General features: G+C 58.2%; 13 protein-coding genes and 1 tRNA gene. 8 read left to right on the top strand and 6 right to left on the bottom strand.

Annotation, left to right across the window (positions count from 1 at the left end):
- The 4 genes from PMA3_RS01120 to PMA3_RS01105 all read left to right on the top strand — a co-directional run bounded on the left by PMA3_RS01120 (nt 1) and on the right by PMA3_RS01105 (nt 5,261).
- Nucleotides 1-1,320, top strand: a complete 1,320-nt coding sequence (locus PMA3_RS01120) for a S41 family peptidase (RefSeq protein WP_064675445.1) — start codon at nt 1-3, stop codon at nt 1,318-1,320.
- 1 nt (nt 1,321) lies between these two features.
- Nucleotides 1,322-2,113: a divergent polysaccharide deacetylase family protein gene (locus tag PMA3_RS01115; protein WP_064675444.1), complete on the top strand. Its 792-nt coding sequence runs from the start codon at nt 1,322-1,324 to the stop codon at nt 2,111-2,113.
- 209 nt (nt 2,114-2,322) lie between these two features.
- Nucleotides 2,323-3,741 carry a trypsin-like serine peptidase gene (locus PMA3_RS01110; protein WP_064675443.1) on the top strand — a complete coding sequence of 473 codons (1,419 nt, stop codon included), beginning with the start codon at nt 2,323-2,325 and terminating at the stop codon, nt 3,739-3,741.
- 203 nt (nt 3,742-3,944) lie between these two features.
- A complete protein-coding gene (locus PMA3_RS01105) occupies nt 3,945-5,261 on the top strand; it encodes a Vps62-related protein (protein WP_064675442.1) in 1,317 nt (438 codons plus the stop codon).
- On the opposite strand, the gene PMA3_RS01100 is transcribed toward PMA3_RS01105, so the two are convergent.
- From PMA3_RS01100 to hisB, 6 genes are all read right to left on the bottom strand, one after another.
- Nucleotides 5,242-5,997 carry a substrate-binding periplasmic protein gene (locus PMA3_RS01100; protein WP_064675441.1) on the bottom strand — a complete coding sequence of 252 codons (756 nt, stop codon included), beginning with the start codon at nt 5,995-5,997 and terminating at the stop codon, nt 5,242-5,244. The two genes, PMA3_RS01105 and PMA3_RS01100, sit on opposite strands and share 20 nt — an antisense overlap.
- An 80-nt stretch (nt 5,998-6,077) precedes the next feature.
- A complete protein-coding gene (hisF, locus tag PMA3_RS01095) occupies nt 6,078-6,848 on the bottom strand; it encodes an imidazole glycerol phosphate synthase subunit HisF (RefSeq protein WP_007897430.1) in 771 nt (256 codons plus the stop codon).
- A 9-nt stretch (nt 6,849-6,857) separates the two neighbouring features.
- Nucleotides 6,858-7,595 carry a 1-(5-phosphoribosyl)-5-[(5-phosphoribosylamino)methylideneamino]imidazole-4-carboxamide isomerase gene (gene hisA / locus PMA3_RS01090; RefSeq protein ID WP_010464588.1) on the bottom strand — a complete coding sequence of 246 codons (738 nt, stop codon included), beginning with the start codon at nt 7,593-7,595 and terminating at the stop codon, nt 6,858-6,860.
- Between the two features lie 42 nt (nt 7,596-7,637).
- Nucleotides 7,638-7,895 (bottom strand): DUF2164 domain-containing protein, encoded by a 258-nt coding sequence (locus PMA3_RS01085; RefSeq protein ID WP_050682512.1) that lies wholly within the window; start codon nt 7,893-7,895, stop codon nt 7,638-7,640.
- Complete coding sequence (gene hisH / locus PMA3_RS01080; protein WP_064675440.1) at nt 7,895-8,533, bottom strand: imidazole glycerol phosphate synthase subunit HisH; 639 nt, start codon at nt 8,531-8,533, stop codon at nt 7,895-7,897. Before hisH ends, PMA3_RS01085 begins: the two co-directional genes overlap by 1 nt.
- Nucleotides 8,533-9,126, bottom strand: a complete 594-nt coding sequence (gene hisB / locus PMA3_RS01075; RefSeq protein ID WP_064680593.1) for an imidazoleglycerol-phosphate dehydratase HisB — start codon at nt 9,124-9,126, stop codon at nt 8,533-8,535. The genes hisH and hisB overlap by 1 nt, the downstream gene beginning before the upstream one ends.
- A 238-nt stretch (nt 9,127-9,364) precedes the next feature.
- Here hisB and PMA3_RS01070 point away from each other — a divergent pair, with 238 nt between their 5' ends.
- The 4 genes from PMA3_RS01070 to PMA3_RS01055 all read left to right on the top strand — a co-directional run bounded on the left by PMA3_RS01070 (nt 9,365) and on the right by PMA3_RS01055 (nt 13,093).
- Nucleotides 9,365-11,581, top strand: a complete 2,217-nt coding sequence (locus PMA3_RS01070; protein WP_064675439.1) for an AsmA family protein — start codon at nt 9,365-9,367, stop codon at nt 11,579-11,581.
- Nucleotides 11,578-12,645: an A/G-specific adenine glycosylase gene (gene mutY, locus PMA3_RS01065; protein WP_064675438.1), complete on the top strand. Its 1,068-nt coding sequence runs from the start codon at nt 11,578-11,580 to the stop codon at nt 12,643-12,645. Before PMA3_RS01070 ends, mutY begins: the two co-directional genes overlap by 4 nt.
- On the top strand, nt 12,642-12,914 hold the full coding sequence (locus tag PMA3_RS01060; protein ID WP_064675437.1) for an oxidative damage protection protein: 273 nt from the start codon (nt 12,642-12,644) through the stop codon (nt 12,912-12,914). Before mutY ends, PMA3_RS01060 begins: the two co-directional genes overlap by 4 nt.
- A gap of 103 nt (nt 12,915-13,017) precedes the next feature.
- A tRNA-Phe gene (locus PMA3_RS01055) sits at nt 13,018-13,093 on the top strand.
- Nucleotides 13,094-13,276 lie beyond the last annotated feature (183 nt).

Here is a 13,276-nt window from a genome sequence, read left to right as displayed (position 1 = left end):
ATGCTGTATTTGTCCCGCCTTACCTCGCTGGCCCTGACGATCGCCCTGGTGATCGGCGCGCCTCTGGCGTTCGCCGCTCAACCTGCTCCGGCGGTCGCACCTGCGGGCACTGCTGCGACCACCAAGGCGCCATTGCCGCTGGAAGAGTTGCGCACCTTTGCCGAGGTCATGGACCGGATCAAGGCCGCCTATGTCGAACCTGTGGATGACAAAACCCTGCTGGAAAACGCCATCAAGGGCATGCTCAGCAACCTCGACCCGCACTCCGCCTACCTGGGCCCGGAAGACTTCGCTGAATTGCAGGAAAGCACCAGCGGCGAATTCGGCGGCCTGGGCATCGAAGTCGGCGCCGAAGACGGTTTCATCAAGGTGGTGTCGCCGATCGATGACACCCCGGCGTCCAAGGCTGGCATCCAGGCCGGCGATTTCATCGTCAAGATAAACGGCCAGCCGACCCGTGGCCAGAGCATGACCGAAGCCGTGGACAAGATGCGCGGCAAGATCGGCCAGAAAATCACCCTGACCCTGGTGCGCGACGGCGGCACGCCGTTCGACGTGACCCTGGCCCGCGCCATCATTCAAGTGAAGAGCGTGAAGAGCCAGCTGCTGGAGTCCGGCTACGGCTACATCCGCATCACCCAGTTCCAGGTCAAGACCGGCGAAGAGGTTTCCAAGGCCCTGGCCAAGCTGCGCAAGGATAACGGCAAGAAGCTCAACGGCATCATCCTCGATCTGCGCAACAACCCGGGTGGCGTGCTGCAAGCAGCGGTGGAAGTGGTCGACCACTTCATCACCAAGGGCTTGATCGTTTATACCAAAGGCCGCATCGCCAACTCCGAACTGCGCTTCTCCGCCACCGGCAAGGACGAAAGCGAAGCCGTGCCGATGGTCACGCTGATCAACGGCGGCAGTGCCTCGGCTTCGGAGATCGTCGCCGGCGCCTTGCAGGATCAGAAACGTGCGGTGGTCATGGGCACCACCAGTTTCGGCAAGGGCTCGGTCCAGACCGTGCTGCCGCTCAATAACGAGCGCGCACTGAAAATCACCACGGCGCTGTACTACACGCCGAACGGCCGCTCGATCCAGGCGCAGGGCATCGTCCCGGACATCGAAGTGCGCAGGGCCAAGATCACCAACGAACAGGACGGCGAGTACTTCAAGGAAGCCGATCTGCAAGGCCACCTGGGCAATGGCAACGGCGGCGCCGACAAGCCTACCGGCTCGGGCGGCAAAGCCAAGGTAATGCCGCAGGATGACGATTATCAGCTGGCCCAGGCCTTGAGCCTGCTCAAAGGGCTGAGCATCACCTCTGGCCGCTGAGGTGCGCTTGCGGTTCATCCTCGCACTGATGTGCTGTCTGACGGGTGTTGCTCACGCAACGCCTGTCGCGACGCCGCCTCAAAAGGCCTATTTAAGCCTGATCATCGATGACCTGGGGCAGAACCTGCCCCAGGATCGCCGCGTGCTGGCCCTGCCCGGGCCGGTGACTGCAGCGATCATGCCCGATACCCCCCATGCCACCGAGTTCGCTCGCGAGGCCCATCGCGCCGGCAAGATCGTCATTCTGCACATGCCCATGGCGCCGGCCACCGGACCGTTCGCGTGGCATCCCGAGCTGCCGATCGAAGAGCTCGAAAAGCGCCTGAACGCGGCGTTCAAGGTCGTCCCCTACACCGCTGGCATCAACAACCACATGGGTAGCCGCATGACCGCTCAACCGGCTGCCATGGCCTGGTTGATGGCTGACCTGCAGCGGCGGCACAAATTTTTCGTCGACAGCCGCACCAGCGCCCAGACCGTCGCGGCGGCCCAAGCGCAGAAGATTGCATTGGCGAGCGTTTCGCGGGATGTGTTTCTGGATGACGAGCCGACGGAAGCGGCGATCTTCACGCAACTGCAGACCGCCATCAGCCTGGCGCGCAAGCAGGGTTCGGCGGTAATGATAGGGCATCCGTATCCGCAAACACTGGCAGTACTCGAACGCGAACTGCCAAAACTAAAGGCCCAAGGCATTGAGTGGATCGATATCAAGATGATGATCAGCGTGCGTGGCAACCAGGCAACGGCTGCGCACGGCAAGGACGGCATTTACCGGACCCTGCACGGTAATTGACCCCTCTGATTGTTTAACACCGCCTCCTCCAAGCTGACGGACACATTGCGCAAGGGCTTTGCGCCGGTCATTCCGCTGTGGCCGTCGCTATAAATATGTACCACCTAGCCCTTCGAATAATGGTCACACTGCGTCGAAACCTTAAATAACGCAGTAGTCATTCAGTCTGCTTACCCAAAACCACACATATCAATAACCAAGGATTGGTCATGAAATTCAAACAGTTCAGTTTTATTCTTTACTTTACCAGTCACCTCTTTGTGTTTGCTGAAGCCGCACAAAAAGATCTCGGAGAGAATTTAAAAAACGGTTCTCCCTCCCGACCGTTAACCAACAATGACAACCAGTCTTCACGCTGGACCGGCGTTGGGCTTCTCAGTACACCCAATGGTACTTGTACCGCAGTGCTAATCGATACCCGAGGTGTCGGATGGACGACTACTGCACCCGCGTATGTCATCACTGCCGGCCACTGTGTATTAGCTGAACATGGCACTTCAAAGTTGAATCATGAGCTAAATGCAAGCGTGGCTTTCAATTACTTTCAAGATACAGCCGACAATAACAAAACTTACAAAGTTCGTACGGCCATCTGGACAAGCATGTTGGGGACGGATCTGGCGATACTCGAGCTTGAAAAACCTCTGTCTGCATTGTTACAGGACCAGATCATGCCTCTCGAACTCTCACCCACGCCCCCCTTGTTCTCTCATGATGTGCTCAATGTCGGAGCTCCTGGCACCTTCACCAACAGGGCTCTGCGCTTGAGTGCCTGCGCACAGGAAGTGTCCAGGACTATCTCAGGCGTACAACCTGCATTTCCCGGAGGTTTGGTGAACGAGTGCAAGGATCTGGACTATGGAAGCTCAGGCAGCCCAATGGTGGATCGGCGGACAAACAAAATCACGAGCATCGTTTCCGAACGCCATTACGGTTTTTCACCCGCGTTCCTGTCAAACTGCTTCATAAATGGAATATTCAGCAATGGCACTGAAAACTGCGACCTACAACAAATCAACGTGCAAGTTGACTTTGAGAGCTTGTTCTTAAGGAGCAAGCTTCGGCCTGAAATTGGCCCTTCGGGCAATGAACTAATGCCAACATGGAATTTTAAATTCAGTATCGATACTCCCTATTATCGATACAAGACTGTGCGGGATGCGCAAAGCTGCGAAAGACCTGAAGACTATAGCGCTGCCATCAGCGCTACAAAGGGTCATATCAACGACTCTGTAGGTCCCGAAACGCGCATGCACGTACTGTGCATAATAGGTGTGCGTTCAATAGAGAAAAATCTTACAACTGCATTACTGAAAAATGCATTCACTCACGCTGGACATCTCGCAGAACCTGCTCCTGAACCAGCGTTTGGCTACAATGAAAAATTTACATCGATGCAATGGGAAGGTGCCTACCCTGATTTCAGTTCGCATTTTTTCTATACAACCCTTGTCGATAGTACTCCCTGCGCCGACTTTCGAGATACACGGTACAAGAAAGCAGCGGCACTCGAGTTGCTGTCGCCAGATAGCCCTTTGAAAATATGTAGTTACGCCAGCAATGAGTCAGACCCGCAACCCTCTGCAACGCGGTTCGATTTGATAGCGCCACCCGCTACAGATCAATAACACGTTCCGCGGAAACAAAATTTTATCACCCGAATATCAGTGATACCGCGCCATGGTCGCTCATGGCAAAGATGGCATTTATCGGTAATACCCGGTCACGACCTATACATAGTTACCGCCAGATACCTCGCCAATCCCTGAATAGTGAGACACGCAACAGGTCGCGACTCCCCCGAGTCGCCTTTCAACTATCAGGATTGATCATGAACACCAATGACGATGTCGCATTGCCCGCGAGGCAAATGGAATCATTAAAAGTAGAAAACCTGCTGATCAACTTCACGACGGAGTTTCACCGGATCTGGGATAGCAAGGGCTCGAAGGCAAAACCAGGGGCCTTTTGGCGCCCAACCCCGGCCCCTGATGCACTACCTGGCTTTTTCCCGCTGGGTGACCTTGCCGTCTCCGGACACGACAACATCAACGGAAAAAGAGTGATGGCGGTTGTCTGTGAGGGTGATCCGCAGAGCGAGGGTGCCACCAAGGGAAAAGCACTCAGCCGGCCCAATGACTATGAACAAGTCTGGAAAGATTCGGGTTCAGGATCCAGGACGGACGGTTCGATATGGCGTCCGATCCCTCCTGATGGCTATGTGGCGTTGGGTCTGGTGAGCTCCAACAACCATGAAAAGCCCTCGCTCAATGCAGTACGTTGTGTCCGGGCAGACCTGGTGATCGCGTCAAGCGTCGGCGACGAGATCTGGGACGACCGGGGCAGCGGCGCCAAACAGAACTTCAGCGCCTGGAGCACCGATCCTCCGGCCGCAGCGGCGGGAGAAATCTACTTTGCATCGGGCACCTTCATCGGTGCCGCCAGCTTTTCCAAACCTGCGACACACGTCGCTGCTTATTCATTGCGGATGCAAATCCCCCTCCAGGCAAATCCCCCATCAGAAGTTCCCGTACTCACGGGATTCAGTGCTCCACCACATGAATCATCCGAGGCCACTCAGGTTGCCACCATTCCCTGGTTCGCAGTGGAAGACGATGCCCTGGAACCTATCGAAAAATTAACCAGATCACCGCTCTACCAGTTGGAAAGAACAGACAAATACGTGCTGGTCGGGTACGGCCATAACACAGGAACCAAGGGCAAGTTTTTCAGATGGACAGCGCATCGGGTTCTGAACCCTACCCTACTGCGGATATTCACCGACAACACATCCATACAGTTCAGAACCGAGTGGCCAATCGCGACGTCGGGGCGTGTCTTGCCAATAAAATTCTCGGCAAGATTGAGCAAGAGTTTCACTCGCACCGAAACATCATCCAGCCGATGGATGACATCTAAATCCGTAGAAGTCGTCGCCATCGTTCCGAAAAACAAGATCCTGGCGGTTTATCAGCTGCAGAGCCACTACGAGCTTCTGCGCAAAGACGGCACACAGGTTGCGGTCAACATCGCCTACACCGATAGCGACAGTTTCTACCTGGCCGAATATCCGCCTGAGGTAGACAGTGAAACCACCGCCACTTTGCCAGTGGCAGACATTTCGGCAGCTATAAATACCGCGCCATGATTTCTTCGACCACACCGTCCTTGCGCATCTGATCCAGCGCGGCCTGCAACTTGGCAACCGCATCGTCCGGAACGTTCCTGTTCAGTGCCAGGTACAACTCTGCGCTATTGAAACGCAGAACGGTCTTGAGACCGGTCACCCCGTCCTGGCGCGCCAGATAGCGCCCGGCCGGGTCACCGGTGGCCCAGAGGTCGATCTGGCCATTGACCAGCTTTTTGGCGTTATCCTGATCGCGCAACACCACTACCGGTTTCAAACCTTGTTTGGCCAGCGTCTCGGCAATCGCATCGCCCTTGTACGCGCCGATTTTGTACTTGCGCGCGTCGTTCAGGGTCTCGAGGGTGATCTTGCTGTCCCCCCTGGCCAGCATGATCCAGTCATCCGGGCCGATCGGGCCGACCCACTTGAAGAGTTTCTCGCGGTCCGGCAACCGTGCCATCACGAACACGCCATAACCGGGTTTTTCGAGGGCGATCTTGTAGATCCGCTCCCAGGGGAAACGTAGCGTGAGGCTGTAGGTGATGTCGGCGCGCTTGAACATTTCGCGGACGATGTCCACGGCGATGCCATCGATGTTCTCGTCCTGAGCGAAATTCTTGCCGTTCTTTGCCATGTTGTAGGGCGGGAAATTTTCCGTCAGCAGCACCAGGTCGGTGTCGAGACTTTCTACCGCCTGAGCTCCGCTGACGAGCAACACAGAAGCGCTGGCGAGGGCAAGAAGAAGGCGTCTAAGCATGTCTGGCTACCGAAATCCATGGCGTGCTCAAGAGTGCCTTGAGCCCGCCATGCTGTCCACTGGCCTGGCATCGATTTGTTTTAGCGCATCACGATTCCGCGATGAGCCATGTAGGCCTTGGCTTCCTGCACGGTGTATTCGCCAAAGTGGAAAATACTCGCCGCCAGCACCGCACTGGCGTGGCCTTCGAGAATGCCGTCGGCCAGGTGCTGCAGGTTGCCGACGCCGCCGGACGCGATGACCGGAATGCCCAGGGCATCGCTGATGGCACGGGTGACGCCCAGGTCGAAGCCGTTTTTCATGCCGTCCTGGTCCATGCTGGTCAGCAGGATCTCACCGGCACCCAGGCCTTCCATTTTCTTCGCCCACTCCACCGCGTCGAGACCGGTGGGTTTGCGGCCGCCGTGGGTGAAGATTTCCCAGCGCGGGGTTTCGCCCGGGCCGGAGACCTTCTTGGCGTCGATGGCGACGACAATGCACTGCGAACCGAAATGCTGCGCGGCTTCGCCAACGAATTCGGGATTGAATACCGCAGCGGTATTGATCGAAACCTTGTCCGCACCGGCATTCAGCAGGTTACGAATGTCCTGCACGGTGCGCACGCCGCCACCCACGGTCAGCGGGATGAACACCTGGCTGGCCATGCGCTCGACGGTGTGCAACGTGGTGTCGCGACCGTCGACGCTGGCGGTGATGTCGAGAAAGGTAATCTCGTCGGCACCTTGCTCGTCGTAGCGACGGGCGATTTCCACCGGGTCACCGGCATCGCGGATGTTCTCGAACTTGACGCCCTTGACCACCCGGCCGTTATCCACGTCCAGGCAAGGGATGATGCGTTTGGCCAGCGCCATGGTCAGTCCTCAGCCTTTGTACGAATCGCAGAAAGCTTGCGCTTCAGCGACGTCGAGGGTGCCTTCGTAAATGGCGCGGCCGGTGATGGCGCCGATGATGCCAGGCGCCTTGGCGTCGAGCAGCGACTTGATGTCACCCAGATTGTGAATACCGCCGGACGCGATCACCGGAATGCGCGTGGCAGCGGCCAGCGCAGCGGTGAACGGTACGTTGCAGCCCTGCATCATGCCGTCTTTGGCGATGTCGGTATAAACGATCGCGGACACGCCGTCGGCTTCGAACTGCTTGGCCAGGTCGATCACCTGAATGGTGCTGATTTCAGCCCAGCCGTCGGTGGCGACGAAACCGTCTTTGGCGTCGAGACCAACGATCACTTTACCCGGGAACGCGCGGCAGGCTTCAGCGACGAAGGCCGGGTCTTTCACGGCTTTGGTCCCGATGATCACGTAGCTCACGCCAGCCTTCACGTAGTGTTCGATGGTTTCCAGGGAACGGATACCGCCGCCGATCTGGATCGGCAGGTTCGGGTAGCGCTTGGCGATGGCGGTGACCACTTCGCCGTTGACCGGCTGGCCTTCGAAGGCGCCGTTCAGGTCGACCAGATGCAGACGACGGCAACCGCCCTCCACCCACTTGGCAGCCATGCTCACCGGATCATCGGAGAACACTGTGGAATCTTCCATGCGGCCCTGGCGCAGACGAACACAGGCACCGTCTTTAAGATCGATAGCGGGAATAATCAGCATCTGGCAAACCTTCAAATTCGATTGTTCAGCTTCGCTCGAAAATCAGTTTTTCTCGAGCGCCCACAAGTCGCTTTCGATGCTTTCGAACCTCTCTTTGAGATGCGTCTGCACATCGAAAATCGCCCTGTTGTAATAGTGCGGCGCAATTTCACGGGTAAACAGCTCAAGGATTTCGGCCGCTTCGAACGAACCCAGGTCCAGCTCGAAGCGATCCTCCATGAAGCGTTTGATCTTCTGGTTGGCCTCGTTCTCCTGTTCAGGAGTGAGGGTCAGGATCGGCGGCTTCTTCTTGACGGCCATTACCAGCGACCATCCCACGCGGCGAAGTTCTGCAGCAATTGCAGGCCATGGGTATGGCTCTTCTCCGGGTGGAACTGCACGGCGAAACGCGAGCCGTCGGCCAGCGCCGCGGCGAAATCGACGCCGTAGTGACCGCCACCCACCACCTGCCGCGGATTGCCGGCAGCGATGTAGTAGCTGTGCACGAAATAGAAACGCGCCAGGTCAGGAATGTCGTGCCACAGCGGGTGACTCACCTTCTGCTTCACTTCGTTCCAGCCCATGTGCGGGACTTTAAGGTGTTCGCCGTCTTCGTGCAGGTCTTTGCCGAAGAACTTCACCGCGCCCGGGAACAGGCCGATGCAGTCAACGCCGTCGTTCTCTTCACTGCTGTCGAGCAAGGCTTGCATGCCGACACAGATGCCGAGGAACGGACGGTCCTGGCTGACTTCACGTACCAGCGAATCGAAACCCAGGCGACGGATTTCCGCCATGCAATCGCGAATCGCGCCGACACCGGGGAATACCACCCGGTCGGCTTCGCGAATCACATCGGCATCGCTGGTGATCAGGACCTTGCCGGCACCGACGTGCTCGAGGGCCTTGGCCACCGAGTGCAGGTTGCCCATGCCGTAATCGATAACCGCGACCGTCTGCATTACAGAACGCCTTTGGTCGACGGCATCTGACCGGCCATGCGGTCATCCAGCTCTACCGCCATGCGCAGTGCGCGGCCGAAAGCCTTGAACACGGTCTCGATCTGGTGGTGGGTGTTGTGCCCACGCAGATTGTCGATGTGCAGGCTGACGTTGGCGTGGTTGACGAAGCCCTGGAAGAATTCCTGGAACAGGTCAACGTCGAAACCGCCGACGGTGGCGCGGGTAAAAGGAACATGCATCTGCAGGCCAGGACGGCCGGAGAAGTCGATCACCACGCGCGACAGCGCCTCATCGAGCGGCACGTAGGCATGGCCGTAGCGACGGATGCCTTTCTTGTCGCCGATGGCTTTGGTGAAGGCCTGACCCAGGGTGATACCGACATCTTCCACGGTGTGGTGGTCGTCGATATGCAGGTCGCCCTTGCTGACAATATCCAGGTCGATCAGCCCGTGACGGGCGATCTGGTCCAGCATGTGCTCAAGAAAAGGCACACCGATATCAAATCGGGCCTTTCCGGTGCCATCCAGGTTGATCGAGGCTTTGATCTGGGTTTCCAGAGTGTCGCGCTCGACAGACGCCATACGTTCGGCCATCACCAGCTCCGCAAAAATCATTGGGCGAAAAAGGCAACCATTATAGGGGCGCGGGCCGGAAACAGAAACACGAGAGGTGATATCACTGACGGACTGAATTCAGCACCGTCGTGGATAGACATGTCCATACAAGCCGGAATCATTATGAATGCCTGCATCATCGCTGACCGATCACCCGTTTCGGGGCGCTATACTCCCCGGCTAAATTACACATTCGACTAACTACAAGGACTCGCCCATGAAAGCGTTCGGCAAAATCCTGGGTCTGGTACTCCTCGGGCTGTTGCTGATCATTGTGGCGCTGGGCTTTGCCCTGACCCACCTCTTCGATCCCAACGACTATAAAGACGAGATTCGCCAGATTGCCCGCGACAAGGCCCACATCGAGCTGACGCTCAATGGCGATATCGGCTGGAGCCTGTTCCCCTGGCTAGGCCTGGAATTGCACGAAGCCAGTGTCGCAACCCTGGCCAAGCCCACCGAGCCGTTCGCTGACTTGAAAATGCTGGGCCTCTCGGTGCGCGTGCTGCCGCTGTTGCGTCGTGAAGTGCAGATGAGCGACGTGCGTGTCGAAGGCCTGAATCTGCGCCTTAATCGCGACAAGGACGGCCACGGAAACTGGGAAGACATCGGCAAGGCCCCGGCATCTGCCACACCGCCCGCCGCCACCGACGCTCCAGCATCGCAGACCACCGCCCAAGCGGAAAAACCGGCCCAGCCGATCCGCCTGGACATCGACAGCCTGACCGTCAACAACGCCCGCGTTGAATACAGCGACGAAAAAACCGGCAAGCTGTTCAGCGCCGAAAGCATCCAGCTGAGCACCGGGGCGGTTCACGACTCGACCAATATTCCAATCAAGCTCACCGCGTTTCTCGGCTCCAACCAACCGGTTCTGCGAGTACGTACCGAGCTCAATGGCGAACTGCGCTTCGAGCGTGCGCTGCAACGCTACAAGTTCGAAGACATGAAACTGTCCGGTGAAGTCGCCGGTGATCCATTGCAAGGCAAAACCATTACCTTCGCCGCCCAAGGCCAGTTGCTGCTGGATAAAGCGGCCAACGTCGCCGAATGGACCGGTATCAAGCTATCTGCCAATCAACTGCGCGCTTTGGGTGAATTGAAGGTCAACGACCTCGACAAGACCCCGCAAATCAGCGGCGGCCTGTCGATTGCCCAGTTTGACCTGGCGAAATTCGTCGACAGCATCGGCCAGAAACTCCCGGCCATGGCTGAAGGCAGCCTGAGCAAAGTCGAGTTGGCCAGCCGTCTTTCCGGAACACCGACCAGCGTGTCGTTCGACGACATCAACCTGAAGGTCGACGACAGCACCTTCAGCGGTCGTATCGCCGTCGAGGACTTCGCCAAACAATCGCTGCGGGCGAGCCTCAAGGCTGACACCTTCAACGTTGATCGTTACTTGCCGCCAAAATCCGCCGAAGCCAACAGCGCGAAACAGGTGCGCGAAGCCGAAGTCGCCAGCACCGAGGCCGATGCCATGGCCAGTGCGGGCAGCACTCCACTGCCGCAATCACCGACCAAAGGCCCCTGGAGCACTGCGCGGCTATTGCCGGTGGAACGCCTGAGCAAACTCGATGTGGACGCCGACCTGACCTTCGGCCAGCTGACCCTCGACAAACTGCCGATCCAGAACGCTGCACTCAAAGCCACCGGCCTGGGTGGTTTGCTGACCCTGGAAAACCTGCGCGGCAACCTGTACGACGGCAACTTCGAAGCCAAGGGCACCCTGGACGTACGCCAGTCGGTGCCTACGCTGAACATGCAGACGCACATCAACCAGGTACCGGTAGAAAAAATCCTCGAAAGCCAAGGTAAAAATCCGCCAGTCAAGGGCCTGGTCACGCTCAACAGCAACCTGACCGGCAGCGGCAACAGTCAGAGCGCGCTGATCGACAGCCTCAACGGCAACGCCAGTTTCGTCATCAACAATGGCGTATTGCTCAATGCCAATCTCGAACAGCAACTGTGCAAAGGCATCGCCACCCTCAACCGCAAAACCCTCAGCGGCGAGCCACGGGGCAAGGACACGCCGTTCCAGGAGCTCAAGGGCAACCTGACCTTCCGTAATGGCGTGGCCAGCAACCCGGACCTGAAAGTGCGCATCCCGGGCATGACCGTCAACGGCGACGGCGATGTCGACCTGCGAGTGCTGGGCATGGATTACCGCGTGGGCATCATCGTCGAAGGCGACAAGAGCGACATGCCAGACCCGGCCTGCCAGGTGGGCGAGAAATTCGTCGGCATCGAATGGCCACTGCGCTGCCGCGGCCCACTGGAGTTGGGTGCCAAGGCTTGTCGCCTCGACAATGAACGCATGGGCAAGGTCGCGGGCAAAATGGCCGGCGACAAAATCAGCGAAAAAATCGATGAGAAGTTGGGCGACAAGGTCAGTCCTGAACTCAAAGATGCGCTGAAGGGGTTGTTCAAGCGATGAGAGCCGAGCAGTTCTCTTCGGCGGTACTGGACTGGTACGACCGCCACGGCCGCCACGATTTGCCCTGGCAACAGGGCATCACCCCCTATCGGGTGTGGGTCTCGGAAATCATGTTGCAGCAAACCCAGGTCAGTACGGTGCTGAATTATTTCGACCGCTTCATGGCGTCGCTGCCGACGGTCGAAGCCCTGGCCGCCGCACCGGAGGACGAAGTACTGCACCTGTGGACCGGGCTCGGGTACTACACCCGCGCGCGCAACTTGCAGAAGACCGCGAAGATCGTTGTCGCCGACTATGGCGGCGAGTTTCCCCGGGACGTGGAAAAACTGACGGACCTGCCGGGCATCGGCCTGTCCACGGCGGGCGCCATCGCCAGCCTGAGCATGGGCCTGCGGGCGCCGATCCTCGACGGCAACGTCAAACGGGTGCTGGCGCGCTTTACCGCGCAAGAGGGTTATCCGGGCGAGCCCAAGGTCTCGAAACAGCTGTGGGCCAATGCCGAGCGCTTTACACCCCATGATCGGGTCAATGCCTACACCCAGGCGATGATGGATCTGGGCGCCACGCTCTGCACCCGCAGCAAGCCGAGTTGCCTGCTCTGCCCGCTGGAAAAGGGTTGCGAAGCGCACATGCTCGGCCTCGAGACCCGCTACCCGATCCCGAAGCCGCGCAAGGCCATCCCACAGAAGCGCACGCTGATGCCGATGCTCGCCAACGGCGAAGGCGCGATCCTGCTTTACCGGCGCCCTTCCACGGGCCTGTGGGGCGGCCTCTGGAGCCTGCCGGAACTCGACGACCTCGACGACCTGCAACATCTGGCATCGCAGCACTCGCTGGCACTGGGCAGCCAACAGGCATTGCCGAGCCTGATACACACCTTCAGCCATTTCCAACTGGCTATCGAACCCTGGCTAGTTCAGGTCCAGGAGGCCGGCCATCACGTGGCCGAGGCCGACTGGCTCTGGTATAACCTCGCCACCCCGCCGCGCCTGGGCCTTGCCGCCCCGGTCAAAACCTTGCTCGAACGCGCGGCCGCCGTATTGAACGCAGGAGAGTCGTCATGACCCGCACCATCATGTGCCGCAAGTACAAAGAAGAATTGCCCGCCCTGGAGCGCGCTCCATTCCCGGGCGCCAAAGGCCAGGACATTTTTGACCACGTCTCGGCCAAGGCCTGGGCCGACTGGCAAAAACACCAGACCCTGCTGATCAACGAAAAACGCCTGAACATGATGAACGCCGAAGACCGCAAATATCTCCAGGGCGAGATGGACAAGTTCTTTTCCGGCGAGGATTACGCCAAGGCTGACGGCTACGTTCCACCGGCCGAATAACCCTGATTTCTCGGGGGTCGGATCGTAAGCGACGGTAATAATTAAATTTTTTATGAAAACTTGCTTGACGACCCCCTGAAAAACCCGTTTAATGCGCCCCGTTGCCCAGATAGCTCAGTCGGTAGAGCAGGGGATTGAAAATCCCCGTGTCGGCGGTTCGATTCCGTCTCTGGGCACCAAATACCGAAAACCCTGAATCGCAAGATTCAGGGTTTTTTTATGCCCGGGATTTGATCCGGCTCGATTCCGGCTGCCATCTTCGATGCAGTCGATCATGGATCGTCGACAAACGACGGCTGGAGCGAAACGCGGCCACCTTCGACCTTCGTGAGGCAGGCGCCTGGTCTTGGACGGGTTCGCGC

Origin of the sequence: Pseudomonas silesiensis (assembly GCF_001661075.1) — a bacterium.
Taxonomy (GTDB): domain Bacteria; phylum Pseudomonadota; class Gammaproteobacteria; order Pseudomonadales; family Pseudomonadaceae; genus Aquipseudomonas; species Aquipseudomonas silesiensis.
This window is presented reverse-complemented; position numbering and strand designations above follow the sequence as displayed.